This is a genomic window from Cyclobacterium sediminis, assembly GCF_054781075.1.
On record NZ_BAAGVC010000007.1, the window covers coordinates 274,566 to 295,850 of the forward strand.

The following is a 21,285-nucleotide window of genomic DNA, read 5'->3' on the forward strand; positions in this document are numbered from 1 at the left end:
TGTTCAAAATGTAGGAAATAAGTATAATTGAAACAAGTTTGCTTAGATTGCTTAAGGAGATTTTAGCTGAATTTAAACTTAACGGGAATGTTTTGAGTTTGATCTATTAACTATACAATAAGAAAATATAGCAGAATACCAATTGACAAAATAACCTGATAATAATTGACTAAAGTTTGTTGAAAGACTTTAAGTTATTGAAAATTAACCTGTTAATGACTTCGTTAATCTTGGGGTCACTTAAACTCAAACTTTTATGAAAAAGTCCAGACACTTAATTGTTCTAATCTTACTCCTATCTTTTACCTCCTGTAGCTCACTTAGTTCCATGAACCCACTAAGTTTACTTACAGGAAACAAATGGAAGCTTGCCGGAATGATGGGCAAAGCCCTAGATGTTGGAAAATTTGCTGATGCTCTACCAATGCTAAGTTTTATGGACGGTGGCAAGTTAAGTGGTTTCACCGGTTGTAATAATTTTTCCGGAAATTTTAATTTAGATGGAAAAAGTCTTTCACTAGATCCCGGTGCCATGACCAAAAAAGCATGTCAGGGTTCAGGAGAAAATGAATTTTTGAATGCACTTTCCATGGTAAGTGATTTTAAAGTAAGCAAAGATAATTTGACATTGATGGATGGAGCCAAGGAACTTCTGCGTTTTGTTCCAGAAAATTAAATCCAACTACCTATTTTCAATTCAAGAAATAGGTATTGGTCCTATTAAAGCAGCTTATTGCTAGTTTTGGGTTTTAAATAATATATGGGCTTTTTAAATTGTAGCGGATACCAGTTGCTTTATTTCTAAATAAAATGTTTACCCCTTTATGACCTATCTATCACCTGAATTAATCATTGGAATGAAATAAAAGGCTTAGTTGCCAGAATAGGGGCTTTGGTGCTTCCTGTCTTCCATAGCAATTACCCTTTAACCGGATCGTAATTTTAAAAATGAAAGAGAGATCAGATTATCCGTCCAAAAAAAAGACCATCAGTGAATGGGTTCACGTTTACGGCGATTACCTATATAGTTGGGCTTATCATAAAACGAGCTGCAATGAGACGGCAGAGGACCTGGTTCAGGAAGTATATTTTGCTGCATTCAAAAACTATGACAAGTTTGAAGGAAGAAGTAGCCCCAAAACCTGGTTGTTGAAAATTCTGAATAATAAAATAATTGATCACTACAGGAAGTTGTCCAATAATGAAGGCAAGCAAGAGGATGCTACTAGCCAGTTTACCGATTCATTTTTTAACCCTGTTGGAAATTGGAAGGCAAATGGACTTGAGGAGGCATGGGTAGCCGAAGAGCATTTGTTGGATAATGAGGCCTTTAATGAGGTGATGGAGATTTGCATGAATGATCTGCCGGCCAAATGGAGGCTGGCAATTTTGTCCAAGTTCTTGCTCGAAAAAGAAGCTGTAGCAATTTGTCAGGATTTGGATCTCACGACGTCTAATTATTGGCAGGTGATTCACAGGGCCAAATTGCTTTTAAAGAAATGTTTGGAAGTCAACTGGTTTGCCAAAAATTAATACCTGAGCATATTTATGGAAAAATTGATGAGTCGTATGCTACTTTCATGCAAGGAAGCAACCTTTTTGGTAGAAAAGCAAATGGAATCTTCTCTGACTTTTATGGAAAAGTTCAGGTTAAGCATCCATTTGAAGCTCTGTAAAGTTTGCAGTGCCTACCAGCATCAGAGCGAAACCATAAACAAAGCCTTGAAAAAATGGACCGAAGGCAGTGTTTTGTCAAAAGAACTCCCCTCAAAAGTTAAATCAGAAATTATAAAAGAAATTAATCGCTAAAATATTTTGATGATTTTGTCAGGAAGCTAACAAGTTTGCGTCTATTTGATTATCACAGTGAAATGCTATTGAAGAGAAAGGAATAAAGTCTTTTTTCACTCAATGTATTTATGAAAATAAAAATAGACTTAATATGGACTTAAGTACTTTTCAAAAAGAACTGAATCACAACAACCCATTTGATTTTTCTGCATTAAAGGCAGTCTTTTTAAACTGCACATTAAAAAAATCACCCGTAAACTCTCATACAGCAGGACTAATCAGCATGAGTGAGCGTATCATGCATGCCAATGGTATAGCAACTGAAATCATCCGCCCGGTAGACCACCAAATTGCTTTTGGCGTTTATCCCGACATGACAACGCATGGCTGGGACAGGGACGATTGGCCGGGAATCCAAGAAAAAGTAATGGAGGCAGATATTTTGGTCATAGGTAGTCCTATTTGGCTTGGAGAAAAATCTTCTATTGCCTCTCTCGTGATAGAACGTTTGTATGGCTACTCCGGAAAAATGAATGACAATGGCCAATATGCCTACTATGGGAAAGCCGGCGGCTGTTTGATTACAGGTAATGAAGATGGAATCAAACATTGTGCGATGAATATTTTATACAGTCTTCAACATTTAGGCTATGTCATTCCACCACAGGCAGATTCAGGCTGGATAGGGGAAGCCGGGCCGGGCCCTTCCTATTTGGATGAAAATTCCGGTGGACCGGAAAATGACTTTACCAATAGAAATACCACTTTTATGACCTGGAACTTGATGCATCTGGCCCATATGCTTAAGCAGGGAGGAATACCCGCTTATGGGAATCAAAGAGACGCTTGGGACAATAGGTCAAGTAAAGATCATCCAAATCCGGAGTACCGCTGAGTTTGGATAGCTATTGTGCCATCAAAATAAATACTATTATTCACCTATTAATCAAACCCAAACCACTGTAATTATGGGAAATTTACGTTTACTAAAATTTTATCTGTTTATTGCTTCGTTTTTTTTAGCCATCACTTGTGCCAAAGCACAGCAAACAAGTATTCCTGAAAAAGATCAATATTTTGATTTGGCTTTTGGTATGGGAGAAAACAGCCTTACCAGTTATTCCCTGTCTTGGAATAAGAATTATGGACTCTTCTCCTCAAAAAAATTAAGGTTAGGTTATGGTATTCGCTTTTCCGGACTAAACGGTAAAGAAATAAATTATATCACTGCTCCTGCAAACCTAACAGGGGATGATGCCACCATTGACACCTTGTATATGGGAAAAGCCAATACCATGGCTTTGAATGCAATGATAAATATCCAATACCAATTTCACCCGAAAATAAAACTTGGATTTAATATCGATGCCATAGGTCTCGGTTTTGGCGGGGAGCAAAGTGCCAATTTTATCAGTTCAGAAAACACAGGTCAGTTTCCACAAAACCTAAATGCAAAACCTACCTCCTTTAACTTGCTATTGGTGGGGGACAATGATATTGGTCAATTGAAATCCGAATTTTACCTGGCATATGCTGTTGCTGAAAAAGCATGGCTCAGGGCAGGTTTCGACATGACCTTTTCAGAATATACGAGCAATCAGGTGCTGACCAATGAAAACGATAGGTTCAGAAACAAAGCTACACTGTTTTTTGTAGCAGTTTCCTACAATCCCTTCAAGTGATTAACAATTAACCCATAGTTATCATGAAATCTTCGATTTTCATCCTCCTGTTTTATTGGTTTTTGGCGCCAAATGTAGTTGCCCTTGAACCGGAACCTGGCGACAACCTGGAAGAATCTTACATTAAATTCAATATTCGAAATCTTGGATTAAATGTGGAAGGCGCTTTTAAGTCCTTTAAAACCAAGGTGCAATACAATGAATCTCAACCTGAAAAAAGTAGCTTTTCGGCAGAAATTCAAAGTAATTCTATAGATACAGGCATCACCAAGCGAGACAATCACCTTAAAAATCCTGAGTACTTCGATGTAGCCCAATACCCTACCATTAGCTTTAAGTCTACAAAGGTATCAGCAGTGGGAGAAGATGAGCTCAAGGTTTTTGGTGACTTAACAATAAAAGGGAAAACACTCCCAATAACCCTAACTGTGTCCATTATAAACAAAGGATCAGTAAGGGAATTTAGTATCGAGGGCGAACTCGACCGAAGAGATTATAAGGTTGGGGGGAGCAGCTGGGTAATGTCCGATGATGTCTACTTAGACCTTCTTATTGTGAATTAATGTTCAGCTTAATTGCTTGCTTCAGATTCCTATTGCTTTAACCCCTTTTCCTTGCAAATTGCTTGTAAGCACCACCCCTTGCTGACAATGACTAGCTAAAAGCTTAATATAATGTCTATAATGTTGAAGTGCTATATTGCCATCATCCTGTTTTTTGCTTTGGTTCCCGAAGCTGAATCCAGACAGTCAAAGCAAGACAGTACAATATTTAAGGCTTTGCCTTTGGCCTATTTTACCCCTGAAACGAGGATTGCAGTAGAGGCCTTTGCATTTTATAGTTTTTATGCCAAAGAAAGCAAAAGAAAGTCCAATTTGCGGATGTTTGTTACCTACACCCAAAACAAGCAGTATTTACTAATTCTGCCTTGGCAAGTATACACCTCAGGGGATCAATATTTCTTGAACGGTAGCATTGACTATCGCAAATTTCCTGAATATTATTATGGATTGGGAAATAATACCAAGGAGACCTCGAGGGCACTTTATGCATTTAAAGCCCTTACATTTAAGAGTAAAAGTTATAAAAGGCTAAAAAAAGACACCTATATTGGTCTGGCACTTCAAGGTCAATGGCTGAAACCGAAATTTCCGGAGATGGAACTCCTTTTTGAGGATGTTTTGGAGGAGAATGGAAGAGAAGGATACGGCTATATGGGCTTTGGACCGGCTGTGATGTGGGACAAAAGGGATCATATTTTATCCCCTTCTTCCGGAAGCTTTATTGAGTTTAGTCCTTTAATTGGTGTAGGGAAAAGCAATCATTCTGCGATTAATTTTGGTTTACTAAGTTTGGACATGAGGCATTATTTGGCACTTGCTGACAATATTACCTGGGCCAATCAATTTTTGACCCAGTTGTCTTTCGGTGAAGTTCCATTTCGGACTTTACCAACCTTGGGAGGACCATTTCTTCATAGGGGATACTATCAAGGAAGGTTTAGGGACAACCATTCTGCGATCCTCCAGTCTGAATACAGGCATCATGTGATCGGGAGGTTTGGTTTTGTCGTATTTGGTTCTGCAGGAAGGGTATACAAAAGCTTACAGGAAAAATTATATAAAAACATACACCTTGCCGCCGGTGGAGGCCTAAGGTTGCGTATAAGTAAAAAAGACAGGACCAATGTAAGGTTGGATTACAGCTTTACTTCTGATTCACGTGGTTTCTACATTTATTTTGCAGAGGCTTTTTAAAACAATGAAATTTAAAAGTAACTTCATCACCAAACTGACCCACTGGGAATATTGGCCAACCTGGTTGGTTTATTCTCCTGTCGTATTTTATTACCTGTTACTTTCAGCAAAGGCCAGGTCTTTCTTTTTCTTCACCCTAACCAATCCGGATATGGAAATGGGAGGGCTTTATAACTGCAGCAAATTCCGGCAACTTCGTAAACTCCCACCTAACTTAATTCCAAAAACAGTTTTTCTCAAACCGGGAACTTCGGTGGAAGTCGCCCTTGAAGCCCTTTCTAATGTAGGCATTAAATTTCCCTTGATCGCAAAACCAGACAGGGGAGAAAGGGGCACGGCAGTAAAGGTCATTAGAGACAAGAAGGGCTTGGCAGCCTATCTGGAACATAGCAAGGCAGATATTCTATTGCAGGAATTTATCCAAACGCCTTTTGAGGCAGGGGTTTTTTATTACAGGCTCCCTACTGAGGAAGCAGGGAATATACCTTCCATAGTATTGAAGGAATTTTTGACCGTAGTGGGTGATGGTAAAACTAGCCTTAAAGATTTGGTTGATGAATCTCCTCGAGGTAGACTCGTAAGCAAAAATCTATTCAAAGGTGATGGTCCGAATCCTAAGGAGATTTTGCCTTTAGGAAAAGAAAGAATACTTGAGCCCATTGGCAATCACAATAGAGGAACCAAATTTATCGATGGAACAAAATTAAGTAACCCTACCCTGGTCCGGTTTTTTGATAAGTTGAGTCTTCAGCTAGACAGCTTTTATTATGGAAGGGTAGATTTAAAGGCCAATTCTGTGGAAGATTTTGTTCAAGGTAGAGGAATTAAGGTCTTGGAGATAAATGGGGTGAATGCGGAGCCGGCGCATATTTATGACCCTAACACAAAGCTGTGGGAAGGGATCAAAACACTATTAAAACATTGGAGCTTGATCTATGAAATTAGTAATAAAAATGGTGCGTCAAAGCATTCAACTACCTCATTAAAAGAAGCTTGGGAGCATTATGTGCAAAGGGAAAAAATAAAAAAATGACGGGATTTTGTCAGGTTTGATGGCCAGATACGTCTATTTTAAAGAATGGTTTTATACTGTAATCGAAATTAGGATTCCGAATATTGAATTATGAAAGCTGAATGTAAACAGAACCTTAAACAAATTTCCCGTCTTTTGGAAAAGCTAAGCGCCCAGCAATACAATTATAAGTCTAAATTTCTTTCAGGAGCCACCATAGGTCAACACATTCGGCATATTCTTGAATTTTATATTTGTATTAGAGAAGCCGTGGATTCAAAAATGACGGCGATCAATTATGACAAAAGAAAACGAGATAATTCAATAGAAGAGGATCCTAAAATAGCCTTAGCTGCCGTTGACAATTTTGTACAGTTTTTAGAGGGAGAAAATTTTTCGGGTGATGCGTCTCTCGTTACCAATTTTTCCCTTTTGGATGATTGTGAATGCGTTATTCCATCTTCTTTTCTAAGGGAGTTGGTTTATTGTCTGGAGCATAGCATACACCACCAGGCTTTGATTAAAATTTCCCTTTTAGATCAAGGACTTGTGCATTTGGTAGATAGCGATTTTGGTGTAGCACCTTCCACTACAAAATCCCGACTTGCCAAAGCAGGCAAGCAGTAGCAATTTTTTTTATTCATTCAGTGACCAATTGTATTTTTTGAAAGAAATTTTAGCTTCTTTGCTCAGTTTATTATCAGCATATTGATTGATAAATTCTGCTAAACTACCGTTTCGGGTAAAATCTTCCTTAAACCAAGAAAATAGTGGTGACAATTCCGCTTGTTTATTGGCCAGGGTGTTGTGCTTGGGATTATTGATGAATGCATGGGCAGCTTGCTCCAATTGTGCCTCTAAATTATTGGCTGTGTAGGCCTGGTTCATTAATTGGGGGCAAGAGATAGAAGCACAGTTTATGGCAAAATGAATTCTTGGTTCATTGAATTCTTTTCTCAGGATTTTATGTTCTATTTCATCCAGGCTTGCCGGTTTACCTCCTATTTCAAAGAACTCCAGATGCCATACGGTATTGACAATCGGTATGCTTAGCTTTGGTCCAATGTCTTTGATACTTTTTACGGGATAGTGATTGAGGATCAATTTAATGGTGAATGCATTGTAGGTATTGATCCAATAAGCCAACTGCTCTTGTTCCGACCAGGTTTCCCTATCAGGAGGATTGGTGCTGAGCAAAGCCAAATAAGCATCTAATTTATCCACATCAGCATTAAATCCTTTATAGTCTACCTTTCCCTGCTCGCTTACGTGGGCATGAAGGAGCTTGTCAAAAGATGCGTGGCTAGGTGGATTTGTACCTGATTGCCCCAACCCGGAACTTCCGCAAGAAAGGTTGATCAAAAGAATGCTGTAGTAAATAAACAGTTTTATCATGATAGGTTAGGCTGTCAGTGAATAAGTTGGTTGGAAAGCTGCAGCAAGTCTTCCGCTACAAAATCATTCTTTGGTGAAAGCGGATAATCTGATTTTCCTGCCCTTTTGATAAAAGCGGTCTGTAATCCTGCTCTGGCAGCACCCAGCAAGTCCCAAGGATGTGCAGCAATCATCAAGGCCTTATCTGCAGAAATTTCCATTTTGTCGAGGACATACGCATAGGTGGAGGGATGTGGTTTAAATTTACCTACACTTTGAATGCTAAATATTCTATCAAACAACTGACTGATGCCGGCAGATTTTAACTGTTCATTGATAGTTTCCAGGGTGCCATTGCTTAGGGCGACAATTATAAAACCTGCATTTTTTAAGCGTTGTAGGCCTTCAAAGACTTCTGAATGTGGAGAAAGCTTTTTGAATTCACTTAAAATTATTTCTCGTTTTTCAGCTGAAAGCGCTTTGCCATAATTTTCGGCAGTCATTTCCAAACAGGCATCAGCAATTAGAGAGAAATCAGCAAAATCACCAGATACAGTTTCCACCAATGAATAGTGCAATAAAGATTGAAACCACTTGCCTGCTGCCTCAGAATTTCCTATTTCTTTATTTATTGCAGTCTGCACTGCTTTTGTATCTAGCAGGGTTTCATTCACATCAAATATTAACAATTGGGGTGAGGAAGACATAATTTTCTAATTTAGCGGGTGACTATAAATTGTCTGTGGGGATTAATTAACTTTTTCGCCTTTGTTTAGCCATATTCCCCACATCTTATTGTAGGTATGGACTTTGTTGGTCGGCAAGGTGTCTGCTTGAAACACGGGATTGTTTTCATTTACCCAATGAAAAATTCCTCCATAAAGGTTATATACTTTACTAAAACCATTTTGTTTTAATATTTTTCCAATTTCTTGACTTCGGGCACCAATTGAACAATAAACAACTATGGTGCTGTCCTTTGGAATTCCATTTACCGAAGAAATGTCAAAAGTTTCATACCCTACCCATTGAGCCCCTTTCAAGTGGCTTACCTCAAATTCGTTTGCTTCACGGGTGTCCAATACTATGGCATTATTGATGAGCTCCTTTTGTTCGGGATAAACCAAATCAAAATTTTGATCATAAGTGCTGTTAAGTAATGCCTTATAAGCCAAGCTTTGACCATAGCCTTTCTCTACCGGAAGGGAGGAAACAAATAAACATAGGGAAAGAATGTGTAAAACTTTCATGGAACTAGAACAAAACTTTAGTCCCAATAATTTCTAAATTTTTAAAAATTTATCCCTCTTTATAAATGCTTACCAACCTACATAGGGTGGAGCAGCTATGCCTTTAAGCCTCAGGTATACCAAACACTGCGCACGGTGGTGTACTTGATGCCCACGCAATAAATAAAAAATATTTTCTTTGGTCATGTTTTCATTGCCAAAGACGATCTTTTCATCCAGTTGGATTTTTTCTGCATTTTTAATTAACCCCAATACATAATTATTTGCCAGTGAAAGCAGCTCCATGGTTTCTTTTTTATCGATGGAGTCTTTATTTTCTTTGTTATAAAAAGATTTTTTTTGCCCATTGATTTTGGCGGTAAGATAGCTGATATTGTCCACGATATGCAGTAGCTGATCCCTAAAAGACATGGACTCAGGGCTTGGCTTGTAATCATAAAGTTCGGCGGGCATGGCTTCTGCTACAAGCTGTGAATAATCCATATTGCGTTGCCAAACCTCAGGGTACTGGTCGGAAAAATACATTTGTGCTTTTAAGTCTGAAATGCCCATAATAGAAACCAATAATACAAATTGAATGATTAACTTTCCTTTCATAACGGGGGACAATAAAAACATCTTTGGGTTAAAATGCAATGCTTAGGGCTAATCGAGCAGGATTATTTATGGCTTTGTGCTTTAACAGAGAAGGTAATGGTCCTTCAATTACCTGCATGTACCGCTTGAAAAAAAAGTCTGATACCACCCTCCCAGTGAAAGTTCGGGACAGGCATCACAAAGTCTATCGCATAATCCGGGCTCGAATTAAAACTGATGCGTTGAGATTCTCGTTTCTTAAATAAATTACACTGTATGAATTTCAAACCCCTTAGGTTTTCTTCGTTTTTAATTTTCTTATTACTATTCATGTCCGGATGTTTCTCATTTAGGGAGAGCGACAAAAGTCTCTACCGGTTGATGGAGAAGAAGGCCATTACTTTTGAAATAAATTATTTGCAGGAATATCCTTTGCGCTGGTTATGGTACGAAAATACTGACAAGGAGGCGCCTATATTGCTGTTTATCCATGGTGCACCTGGTTCTTCTTCAGCTTTTCTTTCCTATATTCAGGATGACACCTTAAGGGAGCAATTTTCTATTTTAATCATTGATCGGCTAGGGTATGGTTATTCAGATTATGGCAATTATCAAGCGATTCCCCGGCAATTCGAAGCCATCGACAACTTATTGAATAAAGCACGCACCAACAATCAGCAGGTCTTTACAGTAGGACATTCCTATGGAGGAACCATCGCCGGCTATATTGCCATTCGGGATCCGAAATGGCTCACAGGCAGTGTAATGATCGCGCCGGCCATAGATCCTGAGCAGGAAAAATACTTTTGGTTTGGAAAGTTGGCTTGGTATAAAAGTACCCGATGGATGGTTTCTAAGTCTTTAAGGGTTGCGGCAGATGAGAAATATTCCCATGAAGAAGAGCTTAGAACATTCGTAAATCAATGGGATAAAATAAACTCCCCAATATTGCACATCCATGGTGACAAGGATGGCTTGGTGCCTTATGGTAATATAAATTTTTCAATGCGAAACATTCCAAAAAAATGGTTGGAAGTTAAAACCATTCCGGGAGAAGGCCATCTGATTCCTTTTACAGAGAAAGAACTAATGGTAAGTGAAATTCTAAAATTTATTGACTCCAATTAAATGAGTAGATTTAAGGAAATACAGTTTGTAAAGATAACTTGGCTTTGGTGACTTAAATCACTTATTTTCTGTAGGGTAACCATTATTTTTATTGTATTAAATGTATGAATCCTTCTAAGGGATCTGCTGTTTTTCAAAAATTCTTTTTCAATAAAAATAATTGTATCATGACAAAAAATATGGGATCAACCGACAGAATTATAAGGACAATTATTGCAATTGTTGCCTTGTACCTTTATTTCTCGGGAATTGTAACGGGAGTATTGGGCATTGTGTTAATTATCATTTCCGCCATTTTTCTAATAACGAGTTTGGTTAGTTTTTGTCCGCTTTATACTTTGTTTGGTATCAAATCATGTAAGACGCATTAAAAGGAGAAGCTTCAATTTTCTATTCCCTTAGTAGGTTTGGTAAAAAAAGGGTAGATAGGATAGAAAAACCGTATCCGGAACTAGACATAAAAAAAGGAACAAACTCTTTTGGGAGTTGTCCCTTTTTTCCGGTCAATTTAGACACTTGTCAATTCGAGTAAGCTATTATTTATTCATCAAAATCGTCCTCAATATCATCTTCTCCGGGTGCTCCCAAGTCAAACATGCTGCTGAAAAGATCATTGAATTGCATGCCTGTGTCCAGTAGCTTCTTGCTCAGCTGGCTGTGCTCTGCCAAACCATGAAGTGCGAACTCCATGTAAAACTCTTTTTCTTTCTCCGGAAGCTCTTTTACAAATTGTGTGGTGATTTTCTCCAGTCCCGGAACATCCTGCAATAATTTTTTGTATTCTTTATCGCTTTGTGAGGCCAATATGTCCAAGCTATTGCCTTCGCCAAACCAGGAAAGTGGTAAGACATAAGGATTGCCTTCTTTGGCTTTCTTTTTCTGTTCAGGGGAAGGGAAATGCTGAGAAAATAGGGTGCGAATGGCTTTGCCGATAAGGTTGTAAGCCACCAATCCTGCACCTTCCTGTTCTCCTTCATAGACCAGTTCTACCTTACCGGTGATGGCGGGAATTACTCCTATTAGGTCGACTATCCGAACAATGGTTTCATTTTCACCATTCAGGTACAACCTTCGTTCTGCAGCCGAAATAAGATTTTCATAGGCAGAAATGGTCAGTCTGGCAGAAACACCACTTTTCTCATCCACATATTCACTTTCTCTGGCCTCTACTGCAATTTGTTCGATCAGGTCTTTCATCAGCTCAGGAACATGGATTCTATCCATTGGCCTGTTGTTGACTTTAGCTTCCTGCTCGGTTATTTTTCTTCCTATTTCGATGCTTTTCGGATAATGGGTAATGATTTGACTTTCAATCCGGTCTTTGAGTGGAGTGACGATACTTCCTCTGTTTGTATAATCCTCAGGGTTGGCTGTGAAAACAAATTGTATATCCAAAGGAAGCCTTAATTTAAACCCCCTGATTTGTATATCTCCTTCTTGTAGAATATTAAACAATGCCACTTGAATTCTGGCTTGTAGATCCGGTAATTCATTGATCACAAATAGAGAACGGTTTGACCTAGGAACAAGGCCAAAATGGATGACTTTTTCGTCGTTATAGGACAGCTTCATGGTGGCCGCCTTGATGGGGTCTACATCACCTATTAGGTCTGCAACGGATACATCAGGAGTTGCCAGTTTCTCCGTATAGCGGTCTTCTTTTGCCCACCAAGTGATGGGCGTATCATCTCCCTTTTCAGCAATCAATGTTTTGGCAAAAGTTGAAATGGGCATGAGTGGGTCATCATTGAGTTCTGCTCCTTCCACTACCGGTACATAATCGTCCAACAGCATGGTCATCATTCTTGCAATCCTTGTTTTGGCTTGCCCTCTCAATCCCAGAAAGTTGATGTTGTGTTTGGAAAGAATGGCCCTTTCTATGTCCGGTATTACCGTATCCTCATATCCCCAAACGCCTTCAAAAACATTTTCTTTGTTTTTGATTTTGCGAATGAGATTGTCTCTTAGTTCTTCTTTGATGGATTTGGGACTGTAACCAACCGCTTTTAATTGTCCCAGGTTTTTTATTTTTAATAGATCTTTTGCTTTCATTTTGCTGTATTCCATGTTTTAAAAACGTTTGGTTCTGTTTCTTCGGTAATCTTCAAAAATTAAATGTCCCAAGCCCTGCAAGTTGCTATAATAGGCATTGCCGTTATTCACCGTAGTAAATTCTTTAACAAACTCTTTCAGGTAAGGGTCAGAGGCGATCATAAATGTGGTGACAGGGATTTTTAACCTTCTGCATTGTGCAGCAAGTTTAAGCGTTTCCTTGAGAATTTTGCTGTCTATACCAAAGCTGTTTTTATAGTATTTGATGCCCACCTTAAGGCAGGTAGGCTTGCCATCAGTGATCATGAAAATCTGTTTGTTTGGATTTTTTCTTCTCCTTAAAAGATTCATGGCCAGTTCAAGTCCGGCCACTGTATTGGTGTGGTAAGGCCCAACCTGAAGGTAGGGTAAGTCTTTGATTTCAATTTGCCAAGCGTCATTCCCAAACACAATCACATCTAGCGTATCTTTGGGGTATCTGGTCTTCACCAATTCGGCCAAGGCCATGGCTACCTTTTTGGCCGGGGTGATCCGGTCTTCACCGTAGAGGATCATGCTATGGGAGATGTCAATCATCAAAACAGTGGAAGTCTGGGTCCGCATTTCACTTTCCACTACTTCAAGGTCATCTTCGGTTAGAAGGAAATCTCCGGAGAAACCGTGGTTAATCTGAGCATTTCTTAGCGAATCTGTCAAAGCAATCTGATCCAAATTGTCGCCAAAAGCAAAAGGTCTGCGGTCTGTACCCCTTTCTTCTCCGGGGCCGGTGTGGTTGGTCTTGTGCTGTCCGCCTTTTCCCCGCTTGAGTTTTCCGAAAATTTCTTCCAAGGCATTTTTTCGGATGGATTGCTCTGCCTTTCCGGTAATATTTATTTCTCCCTTGCCTTTTTTTTCATCCAAGTAACCTTTGCTCTTGAGGTCATCAATGAAGTCTCCAATGCCATAGCCCGGCTTGGTCATATTGTACCTCTTGTCCAAATCGGTGAGCCAGCTGAGTGCCTCCGCAGCATCTCCTCCTGTCATGGTGACCAACTGAAGGAATATATCCAAAAGCTGTTCAAAAGTATTTTTATCTTCGTCCTTTTGAGGGACAAATTTACTGAATCTAAAACCTTTCATAGTAGGGTAACAAGAATTAAGGCCGAGAGGTTTAAACTAAGTCAAATACCTCAAAGAAATTTAGACTTTAATGGATTGCAGTTTTGGGTCCACTCATTCCAAGGGTGTAATTATATGCGTATTGACTTTTTCTAAGGTCTTAAATTGAATTGATCCTAGGGGGCTCTATAGCCCAAGAACACCTTTTGTAAGCAATAGTAAATCAAGTAGCTAACATTTCCTTGATTTTTTCAGCCTGGAGGTTGCAGTTGATCCACTCCTCTTCCATGGTGGCATTGTATTTTTTGTAAAAATTAATTGCCGGTTCATTCCAATCTAGAACCTGCCACATCATGCCTGTGCAACCTTCCTCAAGTGATTTGGCCATTACTTTTTCAAAAAGCAATTTTCCGGCACCTTTTCCGCGCTCTTTTTCAGTGACAATATAATCTTCCAAATAGAGGCGCTTGCCTTTCCAAGTGCTGTAACGATAATAATATATAGCGGTTCCGATAATGGTCTGAGTTTCCTCCTTTTCCAACACATAAAAACCAAAAACAGGTTGAGGTCCAAACCCATCCTTTTCCATCATTTCAAGGGTATTGGTTACTTCCTCAGGGGCTTTTTCATACAATGCCAATTCTTTGATCAGTTCAAGAATAGCAGGTAAATCCTCTTTTTTTCCTTCTCTAACAGTATACATAATTTGAAATTAATAAAATTGGTCAACTTTACCTTTGTAAGCCGAAGCTTTCTCTAAAATTTTTATTGGTAGATTTTTGCTTTTTGGATGACTTACAATTTTTATCTTTGAGACTTAACCCTTTGAATTATGTTTCTATCAATTGATGCAGGAAATTCTAATATTGTATTTGGTTTTTATCAAGAAGTAGATGATTGCTGGGAGGAAGTCCTTCGGATCCCAACAAAAAAAGACCTCAAGGTTTTTAATTTGGAGAGAAAGGTTGCCATGTATTTTTTGGAGAAAGGTTGGGGAACCGATCGTATAGACCTAATAGGAATCAGTACTGTTGTGCCGGATTTAGAACCTGTATTGATCCAATTTTGCCAGCGGTTTTTTGGAAAAGAGCCCTATGTTGTCAATGAGAATAGCTACGAAAAACTGCCTGTAACAGCGATGAACCCCAGAGAAATAGGTTCGGATCTAATGGCCAATATAACTGCTGCTTATTTGCAATTTAAAGCGGCTTGTATTGTCGTAGATTTTGGAACAGCCTTGACCTTCAGTGTGGTGGATAAAGATGGGGAAGTTATTGGGGTGAACATTGTACCAGGGATCAAAACTGCTATCAACTCCTTGTTCAACAATACCGCGAAATTACCCAAAGTGGAATTGGAATTGCCCGAATCAGCTTTGGGAAAAAATACGGTTCATGCCATTCAGGCAGGCATTTTTTATGGTTATTCGGGCTTGGTCAAAGGAATGGTGGAGGCCATTGAGAAGGAAACCGGAAAGGAATATCAATTGCTGGTTACCGGAGGCATGTCCTCATTAATGGGGCATTTGGGGGATAGATTCAATAATGTGGATATCAACCTGACATTGAAAGGAATTTATGCAATCACAAAACTTAATTTTGATCAATGAGTGTAATCCCTGCCCTGTTAAGGAAAGCTAAGGAATGGATACATGTGGGAACAGAATCAATCTTCTATCATCTCCGATAAGCGTGAACCAAGGTTTGAAATGTTTACCACCTTTTCTGAAAAACCGGAAATATTGGACAGAATAATTACGGCATTTTTCCTTTCTATATCCAAGGTAAAAGAAGAGGCATATCCTCCGGTTCCCCCTCCATGCCACAACCATTTGCCATTATTTTTATTTTCAATCATCCAGCCAAGTCCTATGGCCTTTTCATAAGGGGTTATAGAAAATGTTTTCTTTTGTGTAAGGGCCAATGCCTGATTGGCCGGATTGAATTGAGCAAGGGCAAATTTAGTCAGATCTTGGGTACTGGATAGAATGGCCCCGGCACCTTGCAAAACATTTAAATCCCAGTTGGGAGTAACCTGACCTTCCACGTCCAGACCTTTGACAAGCTTTTTCATAACCTTTTCCCTCTTGACGGTTGTGGATTGCATATTAAATGGAATGGCGATTCTATTTTGGATCATTTCTTCATAACTTGAAGAATCTATCTTGGTCAGAATATAACCCAATAGTCCTACTCCCAAATTTGAATAGTCAAATTTTAGTCCTGGATTCTGCTTTAGTTCTAGCTGTTCTGTGAGGTATATTCTCAATTTTTCTACCCCATAATCTTTGTAGGGATTGGCTGTATCCACTTCTGAAAGGATCAGGTTATCAGGGAGCCTGGGTAAGCCTGAACTGTGGTTCGAAAGTTGTTGCAGGGTAAATTCAGCTGTGTTATTGAGTTTCCATGGCAAATATTTACTGGCAGGGTCATTGAGGTTTAGCTTGTCTTCGAGGCTTAAGCCTGCCAGTAATGTAGCTGTAAATACTTTTGAGATAGACCCAATTTCAAAGACCTTATCATGGTTTTCTACTGAGAACAAGGTGTCATTTTCTAATTTCACTCCATAAAATTCCGGTTTTCCATTCTTTATTATGGCTATGGAAAGCTGGGTTTGGTTAAAAAAACCTTTGGCTTCCGTATGAATCAATCTTGATTGGCCTTCCGTAATTTTACCTTCATAGGCTTGCTGAAAGTTAACGGCAGCGCGCTCTTCCTGACAGCTGATTCCAAGACATGCAATTAGAACAAGAATTATAAATTTTGACATAAAAGTTTACCCTTTGCTTGGGTTGAAGATATCAATTAAATCCTTGATTGCCTTAGGAATAGGTGATTATCGTTCTGGAGTTCTTTATTAATTAGTCAAGAACCTAATTCTTTTGAACGACCTGTTTAACAATTTATCCCAATAAAACGTATAAGCTGAATTAAAGTTAATTTCTACGGCAAAACATTATTGAAATGGAGCTGGTTTTTAAAGTAATCACCGTTTAATTACCTTTGGGCATCATATAAGCCGGACTGTCTTTTGCTCACCTGGCTAAAAGGAGAAAAATATGAAACGATACTATAAAATACAGGCCGTTTTGGTCTTTGTCTTACTCTTTACAATTAGTGGATTGGCACAGGATAATAAAAAATTAACACTTGAAGCGGTTATAAAAGACCAGGTTTTCACCCCCAAAACCGTTCAAGGCATCAACTGGATGAAGGATGGTAAATTTTACAGTAGCTTAAAAACGGTGGCAGGTTTTCCTCAGGTAGTAAGAATTAATGTGGCTACAGGTGAAGAGAGTGAAGTATTGATTGATGGTAGGGAATTGGGGCTCAATTTTAGCAATTACGCTTTTAATCCGGAGGAAAGCATGGCCTTGCTGGGATCTGAAATAGAGCCCATCTATAGGAGGTCTACCAAAGCAATCTACCATTTGCTTGACCTGGAAACCGGAAACTTGAAAGAATTAGAAGAGGGAGAAAAAATCTCCTATGCCAGCCTTTCTCCTGACAATCAGAAGGTGGCCTATGTAAAAGAAAATAACCTTTATTACTTGGACCTACAAACCGATAAAAAAGTTCAGGTTACTTCAGATGGAGAAAAAAACGCCATTATCAATGGAGCTGCAGATTGGGTTTATGAAGAGGAGTTTTCCATGTCCAAAGCTTTTGCCTGGTCTAACGATGGCAGTAAACTGGCCTATATTCGATTTGACGAAAGTGAAGTGCCGCTTTTCAATATGCAAAAATGGGGTGCCTTGTATCCGGAAGATGAGCATTTTAAATATCCTAAAGCCGGGGAGAAGAATGCTGTGGTAAGCATCCAAATCTACCATCTGGAAAATGCGCAGACGCAAACTGTGGATACCGGTGCGGATACTGACATTTATTTGCCCAGGATGTATTGGGCAGCCGACAACAATACCCTTGCTATTATCCGTTTAAACAGGCTACAAAATCAGATGGACATCTTGTTTGCAGATAGCCAAACAGGAAAAACCAAAACCATCCTCTCTGAAACTGCAGAAACCTATGTGGACATGGATTACAATGACAATTTTCTCTTTCTTCCAGAAGGAAAAGGATTTATTGGTACCTCTGAGAAGGATGGTTTTAAGCATGTCTACCAATATGACATGGAAGGAAACAAAATTCGTCAAATTACAAAAGGCGAATGGGAAGTGACTGAATTGGTGGCTGTGGATAGCAAAGAAGGGAAAGTGTATTACGTTTCTACTGAACAGTCCCCCCTTGAAAGACACTTTTATTCCATCAATTTAAAAGGGAAAAAGAAAAAGCTACTTACTCCTGAGGAAGGCACACATTCCATTAATATGAGTCCCGATCAGCAGTATTATATTGATGCTTACAGCACCGTTACGCAGCCTTTGCAGGTTGTTTTGAGTGATAATGAAGGGAAAGAGATTAAGGTATTGGAAGACAATCAAGCACTTCAGGAAAAAATGAAGGAATACGCATATCTTCCTAAGGAATTTTTTGATTTTAAAACCATAGATGGCACCAGTTTGAATGGCTATATGATAAAACCCGTGACTTTCGATCCATCGAAAACCTATCCTGTACTTATGTACGTGTATGGTGGTCCGGGTTCTCAGAATGTAATGAACAACTGGGGTAGCACCCGTGATTGGTGGCACCAACACCTGGCTGCCGAGGGGTATATCGTGGTGGGCATAGACAATAGAGGTACTGGAGGAAGAGGAAGAGACTTTAAGCACAGCACTTACAATCAGTTGGGAAAACTGGAGACAGAAGATCAAATCGCAGGAGCGAAATACCTCGCTGAACTGCCTTATGTAGATGCAAGCCGGATTGGCATATGGGGTTGGTCTTACGGGGGATATATGTCTTCACTGGCACTGATGATCGGCAATGAAACTTTCAAAACGGCAATGGCTGTGGCACCGGTAACGACCTGGAGGTATTATGATACCATTTATACCGAGCGTTTTTTACAGACCCCTCAATTAAATCCTGCGGGATACGATGATTTCAGCCCAATCAATCATGTAAACAAGCTCAATGGTAACTTTCTATTGGTACATGGTACGGGTGATGACAATGTACACTTTCAAAACAGTGTTGCTTTGGTAGATGCCCTAATAACGGCCGATAAGCAATTTGACAGCTTTTACTATCCCAATAGGAATCATGGGGTTCACGGTGGCAACACTACTTGGCACCTTTATAAAATGCTGACCAATTACGTGAAAGAGAAACTGTAATGCAACTGGTCTAAGTTTAACGAAGCGTAACTTAGACCTAAAATGACGAAAGTTTTCAACTTTCGAGACTCTTTGTCCAGATTACTTTTGCAAATCCAAAACCAAACCTCAGGTAGCAAATATAATAGGTAAAACACCCTTTCCTCCTGCATAGTCAATGGCACTACTATACTGATAATGTTCAGGTGTTGTTACGAGTCCTGCTTTTACAGGATTTTGATGAAGGTAATCCAATCGCTGCGTCAGCATTTTTGCATTAAAAAGTGCTATAGGGTGGTTACTTTGTTGCCAAAATTGAAATTTTTCATTGTTAGCATTTCTTTTGCCCGCCCTTTCAAACATCCAAAGCATCCATTCTTTCCTGCTTTCTTTTGGGTTTTCGGCAATCAATTTTAACAAAGCTTTGGAGGTATGCCGCTTTAAATCCCTCATAATGTCTGAAAGTCTATTGTTTTCGGAACTAATGATAAGGTGTACATGGCTAGGCATTATGCACCAAGCATACAATTCAAGGCCTTTATTTTTGCTACAAAAGACCAGAGAATCTACGATAATTTCAAAATAGACCTTTCTCGTAAATACGTCTATCCAATTTACGGTAGCAAAACTTACGAAATAAAGTTCACGGGAATCATGGAAAACATATTTTCTGCCCATAAAACTAACATGTCTAAATTTTTGAAATTTTTTTTAAAAATAGATTCTGAGCTTTTAATTTAGTAAAAATCAAAATAATTAAACCTTACTCAAGTTGAAAACTTGAATGATGGTGGGCCGAAGTTACCGCTATCGCTGAAACTTCGACCAGTAATCCAACTGGTCGAAGTTTAGCGGAGCGTAACTTAGACCTAAAATGATGAAAGTTTTCAACTTTCATAATCCATTGCTGTAATTTAAAATGTAATATGAAATCGTTAACTTCATGGAACATAAAAAAATGATTCGTAGGGATATCCAATCAATTAAAGTCGACCTTATCCATTGGCTTACTGAGCTTCAGGATTTGTCTGTCCTTGAGCAACTTCAAGGCATGAAAGCGAAACAAGAAAGTTCTTTGAATTTAAATTCCGAACAGACGAAGGAACTGGACAGCAGGCTTAAGCGATATGAAAATGGGGAAATGAAGTTCTCGTCTTGGGAGCAAGTTAGAGAGAGGATAAAAAGTCGGCTGGTTTAAATTTAGAAACCGGTAACTTAGACTTATAATGGGTTTTTCTGCCTCGTTAATCTAGTAAAAATTAGCATGTTTTAGACCCACTCAAGTTGAAAACTTTCGTTATGATGGGACGAAGTTACCGCTCTCGCTCAAATTTCGTCCAGTAAAGAATTTTAGCAAATCATAACTTCGACCAGTAGAAACAGTAAAAGATAGGGTTATTTACCAAAGATGATATATACAGGCAAGCAAAACGAATATTTTGAAATTCAATCCATTGACTCTACTAACTGTAAACACCTGTTAGAAAGTCAGCCGGAGGTTTTAAAATTGATCTGGTTTACCTCGGATAATAATAAACTACTAATTGATGGGATTCCTTATACTTTCAATAAAAATGAGTTATTAAGCTTGTCGCAGCTCAATAAACTGGAATTCAAGAAAATCAATACCATCAATTTATTAAGGTTTAACCGGCAATTTTATTGTATTTTGGATCACGACAGTGAGGTCAGTTGTAAGGGCGTTTTGTATTATGGAGCTGCTACTCCACCCATTATAAAGGCAGCCGACAAGGAACTGGAAATACTCGAAACGGCTTGGAAAATGGCCGTGCTTGAGTTCGAAATGAAGGATGACCTTCAATTAGAGATGCTTCAGATGATGCTTAAGCGGATACTTATCTTATGTACCCGTATTTTTAAAAGGCAGCAGTATCACGAAAGTCCTACTCCTAAACAAAATGATTTATTCAGGGAGTTTAACTATTTGGTAGAAACACATTTCAGAGAAAAGCACAGCGTGGCCGAATATTCAGAACTGCTCTTTAAAGCCCCTAAAACCATTTCAAATACTTTTAAAAAATTAAGTAAAAAAACGCCTTTGCAGGTGATTCAGGAAAGGATCATGTTGGAGGCTAGAAGGTTATTGTATTATACAGAAAAGGACGTTTCAGAGATAGGTTATGAGCTAGGATTTCAGGACATTCAATCCTTTAGCAGGTTCTTTAAAAACCAAATAGGGATATCTCCTTCGGAATTTAGGGAGAAAAAATAATGGCTTCATTTCCTGATTCCTTTTCTGGTCTAAGTTTAGCGGCGCGTAACTTAGACCTAAAATGAGAAAGTTTTCAACCTTCAAAACATAGACTTACAATAGCAAAATCCA

General features: G+C 38.9%; 24 protein-coding genes. 15 read left to right on the plus strand and 9 right to left on the minus strand.

Features of this window, described 5'->3' with window-relative positions; translation table 11 throughout:
• Positions 1–256 precede the first annotated feature (256 nt).
• The 9 genes from ACYVHJ_RS09825 (at position 257) to ACYVHJ_RS09865 (ending at position 6,869) form a co-directional block, all read left to right on the plus strand.
• Positions 257–676 (plus strand): META domain-containing protein, encoded by a 420-nt coding sequence (locus tag ACYVHJ_RS09825; RefSeq protein WP_303613241.1) that lies wholly within the window; start codon positions 257–259, stop codon positions 674–676.
• 272 nt (positions 677–948) lie between these two features.
• Complete coding sequence (locus ACYVHJ_RS09830) at positions 949–1,533, plus strand: sigma-70 family RNA polymerase sigma factor (RefSeq protein ID WP_460514324.1); 585 nt, start codon at positions 949–951, stop codon at positions 1,531–1,533.
• Between the two features lie 15 nt (positions 1,534–1,548).
• Positions 1,549–1,809, plus strand: a complete 261-nt coding sequence (locus tag ACYVHJ_RS09835) for a hypothetical protein (RefSeq protein WP_460514325.1) — start codon at positions 1,549–1,551, stop codon at positions 1,807–1,809.
• A 133-nt stretch (positions 1,810–1,942) separates the two neighbouring features.
• Positions 1,943–2,686: a flavodoxin family protein gene (locus ACYVHJ_RS09840; RefSeq protein WP_460514326.1), complete on the plus strand. Its 744-nt coding sequence runs from the start codon at positions 1,943–1,945 to the stop codon at positions 2,684–2,686.
• A 73-nt stretch (positions 2,687–2,759) separates the two neighbouring features.
• Positions 2,760–3,473 carry a hypothetical protein gene (locus ACYVHJ_RS09845; protein WP_460514327.1) on the plus strand — a complete coding sequence of 238 codons (714 nt, stop codon included), beginning with the start codon at positions 2,760–2,762 and terminating at the stop codon, positions 3,471–3,473.
• A gap of 23 nt (positions 3,474–3,496) precedes the next feature.
• Positions 3,497–4,036 carry a YceI family protein gene (locus ACYVHJ_RS09850; protein ID WP_460514328.1) on the plus strand — a complete coding sequence of 180 codons (540 nt, stop codon included), beginning with the start codon at positions 3,497–3,499 and terminating at the stop codon, positions 4,034–4,036.
• Positions 4,037–4,156: 120 nt separating this feature from the next.
• Positions 4,157–5,230: a BamA/TamA family outer membrane protein gene (locus ACYVHJ_RS09855; RefSeq protein ID WP_460514329.1), complete on the plus strand. Its 1,074-nt coding sequence runs from the start codon at positions 4,157–4,159 to the stop codon at positions 5,228–5,230.
• 4 nt (positions 5,231–5,234) lie between these two features.
• A complete protein-coding gene (locus tag ACYVHJ_RS09860) occupies positions 5,235–6,263 on the plus strand; it encodes an ATP-grasp domain-containing protein (RefSeq protein ID WP_339900730.1) in 1,029 nt (342 codons plus the stop codon).
• Between the two features lie 135 nt (positions 6,264–6,398).
• Positions 6,399–6,869, plus strand: coding sequence for a hypothetical protein (locus tag ACYVHJ_RS09865; RefSeq protein WP_339900731.1), 471 nt, complete (start codon positions 6,399–6,401; stop codon positions 6,867–6,869).
• A gap of 9 nt (positions 6,870–6,878) precedes the next feature.
• On the opposite strand, the gene ACYVHJ_RS09870 is transcribed toward ACYVHJ_RS09865, so the two are convergent.
• The 4 genes from ACYVHJ_RS09870 to ACYVHJ_RS09885 form a co-directional block, all read right to left on the minus strand.
• A complete protein-coding gene (locus ACYVHJ_RS09870; RefSeq protein ID WP_460514330.1) occupies positions 6,879–7,637 on the minus strand; it encodes a DUF547 domain-containing protein in 759 nt (252 codons plus the stop codon).
• A 14-nt stretch (positions 7,638–7,651) separates the two neighbouring features.
• Entirely contained in the window at positions 7,652–8,323 is a 672-nt protein-coding gene (locus ACYVHJ_RS09875) for an HAD family hydrolase (protein WP_460514331.1), read from the minus strand.
• A gap of 42 nt (positions 8,324–8,365) precedes the next feature.
• Complete coding sequence (locus tag ACYVHJ_RS09880; RefSeq protein WP_460514332.1) at positions 8,366–8,866, minus strand: rhodanese-like domain-containing protein; 501 nt, start codon at positions 8,864–8,866, stop codon at positions 8,366–8,368.
• A 69-nt stretch (positions 8,867–8,935) separates the two neighbouring features.
• Entirely contained in the window at positions 8,936–9,463 is a 528-nt protein-coding gene (locus tag ACYVHJ_RS09885; RefSeq protein ID WP_460514333.1) for a DinB family protein, read from the minus strand.
• A 255-nt stretch (positions 9,464–9,718) separates the two neighbouring features.
• Between ACYVHJ_RS09885 and ACYVHJ_RS09890 the strand changes: the two genes are divergently transcribed.
• Positions 9,719–10,570 (plus strand): alpha/beta fold hydrolase, encoded by an 852-nt coding sequence (locus tag ACYVHJ_RS09890; RefSeq protein WP_460514334.1) that lies wholly within the window; start codon positions 9,719–9,721, stop codon positions 10,568–10,570.
• 179 nt (positions 10,571–10,749) lie between these two features.
• Entirely contained in the window at positions 10,750–10,941 is a 192-nt protein-coding gene (locus ACYVHJ_RS09895; RefSeq protein ID WP_339900769.1) for a YgaP family membrane protein, read from the plus strand.
• A gap of 169 nt (positions 10,942–11,110) precedes the next feature.
• Here ACYVHJ_RS09895 and ACYVHJ_RS09900 read toward each other — a convergent pair whose 3' ends face one another.
• From ACYVHJ_RS09900 to ACYVHJ_RS09910, 3 genes are all read right to left on the minus strand, one after another.
• A complete protein-coding gene (locus ACYVHJ_RS09900; protein WP_460514335.1) occupies positions 11,111–12,637 on the minus strand; it encodes a magnesium chelatase in 1,527 nt (508 codons plus the stop codon).
• A 3-nt stretch (positions 12,638–12,640) separates the two neighbouring features.
• Positions 12,641–13,741, minus strand: a complete 1,101-nt coding sequence (locus ACYVHJ_RS09905) for a vWA domain-containing protein (RefSeq protein WP_339900742.1) — start codon at positions 13,739–13,741, stop codon at positions 12,641–12,643.
• Positions 13,742–13,943: 202 nt separating this feature from the next.
• Entirely contained in the window at positions 13,944–14,423 is a 480-nt protein-coding gene (locus tag ACYVHJ_RS09910; RefSeq protein WP_339900743.1) for a GNAT family N-acetyltransferase, read from the minus strand.
• Positions 14,424–14,552: 129 nt separating this feature from the next.
• On the opposite strand from ACYVHJ_RS09910, the gene ACYVHJ_RS09915 reads away from it, so the two are divergent.
• Positions 14,553–15,329, plus strand: a complete 777-nt coding sequence (locus tag ACYVHJ_RS09915; protein ID WP_339900745.1) for a type III pantothenate kinase — start codon at positions 14,553–14,555, stop codon at positions 15,327–15,329.
• A 56-nt stretch (positions 15,330–15,385) separates the two neighbouring features.
• On the opposite strand, the gene ACYVHJ_RS09920 is transcribed toward ACYVHJ_RS09915, so the two are convergent.
• Complete coding sequence (locus tag ACYVHJ_RS09920; RefSeq protein ID WP_460514338.1) at positions 15,386–16,489, minus strand: serine hydrolase domain-containing protein; 1,104 nt, start codon at positions 16,487–16,489, stop codon at positions 15,386–15,388.
• A gap of 289 nt (positions 16,490–16,778) precedes the next feature.
• Here ACYVHJ_RS09920 and ACYVHJ_RS09925 point away from each other — a divergent pair, with 289 nt between their 5' ends.
• The gene (locus ACYVHJ_RS09925) at positions 16,779–18,962 is read left to right on the plus strand and encodes a S9 family peptidase (RefSeq protein ID WP_460514340.1); all 2,184 of its coding nucleotides are present in this window, start codon (positions 16,779–16,781) and stop codon (positions 18,960–18,962) included.
• A 108-nt stretch (positions 18,963–19,070) separates the two neighbouring features.
• On the opposite strand, the gene ACYVHJ_RS09930 is transcribed toward ACYVHJ_RS09925, so the two are convergent.
• Positions 19,071–19,619 carry an REP-associated tyrosine transposase gene (locus tag ACYVHJ_RS09930; RefSeq protein WP_460514342.1) on the minus strand — a complete coding sequence of 183 codons (549 nt, stop codon included), beginning with the start codon at positions 19,617–19,619 and terminating at the stop codon, positions 19,071–19,073.
• A 265-nt stretch (positions 19,620–19,884) separates the two neighbouring features.
• Between ACYVHJ_RS09930 and ACYVHJ_RS09935 the strand changes: the two genes are divergently transcribed.
• Together ACYVHJ_RS09935 and ACYVHJ_RS09940 are read left to right on the plus strand one after the other, a co-directional pair.
• Complete coding sequence (locus ACYVHJ_RS09935) at positions 19,885–20,139, plus strand: addiction module protein (protein ID WP_460514344.1); 255 nt, start codon at positions 19,885–19,887, stop codon at positions 20,137–20,139.
• Positions 20,140–20,349: 210 nt separating this feature from the next.
• Positions 20,350–21,174, plus strand: a complete 825-nt coding sequence (locus tag ACYVHJ_RS09940) for a helix-turn-helix domain-containing protein (protein ID WP_339900750.1) — start codon at positions 20,350–20,352, stop codon at positions 21,172–21,174.
• The last annotated feature ends 111 nt before the right edge of the window (positions 21,175–21,285 follow it).

Bases quoted from the DNA above. Each gene is read 5' to 3' on its own strand.
- ACYVHJ_RS09825 (WP_303613241.1), top strand. From the start codon at position 257: ATGAAAAAGTCCAGACACTTAATTGTTCTAATCTTACTCCTATCTTTT.
- ACYVHJ_RS09830 (WP_460514324.1), top strand. From the start codon at position 949: ATGAAAGAGAGATCAGATTATCCGTCCAAAAAAAAGACCATCAGTGAA.
- ACYVHJ_RS09835 (WP_460514325.1), top strand. From the start codon at position 1,549: ATGGAAAAATTGATGAGTCGTATGCTACTTTCATGCAAGGAAGCAACC.
- ACYVHJ_RS09840 (WP_460514326.1), top strand. From the start codon at position 1,943: ATGGACTTAAGTACTTTTCAAAAAGAACTGAATCACAACAACCCATTT.
- ACYVHJ_RS09845 (WP_460514327.1), top strand. From the start codon at position 2,760: ATGGGAAATTTACGTTTACTAAAATTTTATCTGTTTATTGCTTCGTTT.
- ACYVHJ_RS09850 (WP_460514328.1), top strand. From the start codon at position 3,497: ATGAAATCTTCGATTTTCATCCTCCTGTTTTATTGGTTTTTGGCGCCA.
- ACYVHJ_RS09855 (WP_460514329.1), top strand. From the start codon at position 4,157: ATGTTGAAGTGCTATATTGCCATCATCCTGTTTTTTGCTTTGGTTCCC.
- ACYVHJ_RS09860 (WP_339900730.1), top strand. From the start codon at position 5,235: ATGAAATTTAAAAGTAACTTCATCACCAAACTGACCCACTGGGAATAT.
- ACYVHJ_RS09870 (WP_460514330.1), bottom strand. From the start codon at position 7,637: ATGATAAAACTGTTTATTTACTACAGCATTCTTTTGATCAACCTTTCT.
- ACYVHJ_RS09875 (WP_460514331.1), bottom strand. From the start codon at position 8,323: ATGTCTTCCTCACCCCAATTGTTAATATTTGATGTGAATGAAACCCTG.
- ACYVHJ_RS09880 (WP_460514332.1), bottom strand. From the start codon at position 8,866: ATGAAAGTTTTACACATTCTTTCCCTATGTTTATTTGTTTCCTCCCTT.
- ACYVHJ_RS09885 (WP_460514333.1), bottom strand. From the start codon at position 9,463: ATGAAAGGAAAGTTAATCATTCAATTTGTATTATTGGTTTCTATTATG.
- ACYVHJ_RS09890 (WP_460514334.1), top strand. From the start codon at position 9,719: ATGAATTTCAAACCCCTTAGGTTTTCTTCGTTTTTAATTTTCTTATTA.
- ACYVHJ_RS09895 (WP_339900769.1), top strand. From the start codon at position 10,750: ATGGGATCAACCGACAGAATTATAAGGACAATTATTGCAATTGTTGCC.
- ACYVHJ_RS09900 (WP_460514335.1), bottom strand. From the start codon at position 12,637: ATGGAATACAGCAAAATGAAAGCAAAAGATCTATTAAAAATAAAAAAC.
- ACYVHJ_RS09905 (WP_339900742.1), bottom strand. From the start codon at position 13,741: ATGAAAGGTTTTAGATTCAGTAAATTTGTCCCTCAAAAGGACGAAGAT.
- ACYVHJ_RS09910 (WP_339900743.1), bottom strand. From the start codon at position 14,423: ATGTATACTGTTAGAGAAGGAAAAAAAGAGGATTTACCTGCTATTCTT.
- ACYVHJ_RS09915 (WP_339900745.1), top strand. From the start codon at position 14,553: ATGTTTCTATCAATTGATGCAGGAAATTCTAATATTGTATTTGGTTTT.
- ACYVHJ_RS09920 (WP_460514338.1), bottom strand. From the start codon at position 16,489: ATGTCAAAATTTATAATTCTTGTTCTAATTGCATGTCTTGGAATCAGC.
- ACYVHJ_RS09925 (WP_460514340.1), top strand. From the start codon at position 16,779: ATGAAACGATACTATAAAATACAGGCCGTTTTGGTCTTTGTCTTACTC.
- ACYVHJ_RS09930 (WP_460514342.1), bottom strand. From the start codon at position 19,619: ATGGGCAGAAAATATGTTTTCCATGATTCCCGTGAACTTTATTTCGTA.
- ACYVHJ_RS09935 (WP_460514344.1), top strand. From the start codon at position 19,885: ATGGAACATAAAAAAATGATTCGTAGGGATATCCAATCAATTAAAGTC.
- ACYVHJ_RS09940 (WP_339900750.1), top strand. From the start codon at position 20,350: ATGATATATACAGGCAAGCAAAACGAATATTTTGAAATTCAATCCATT.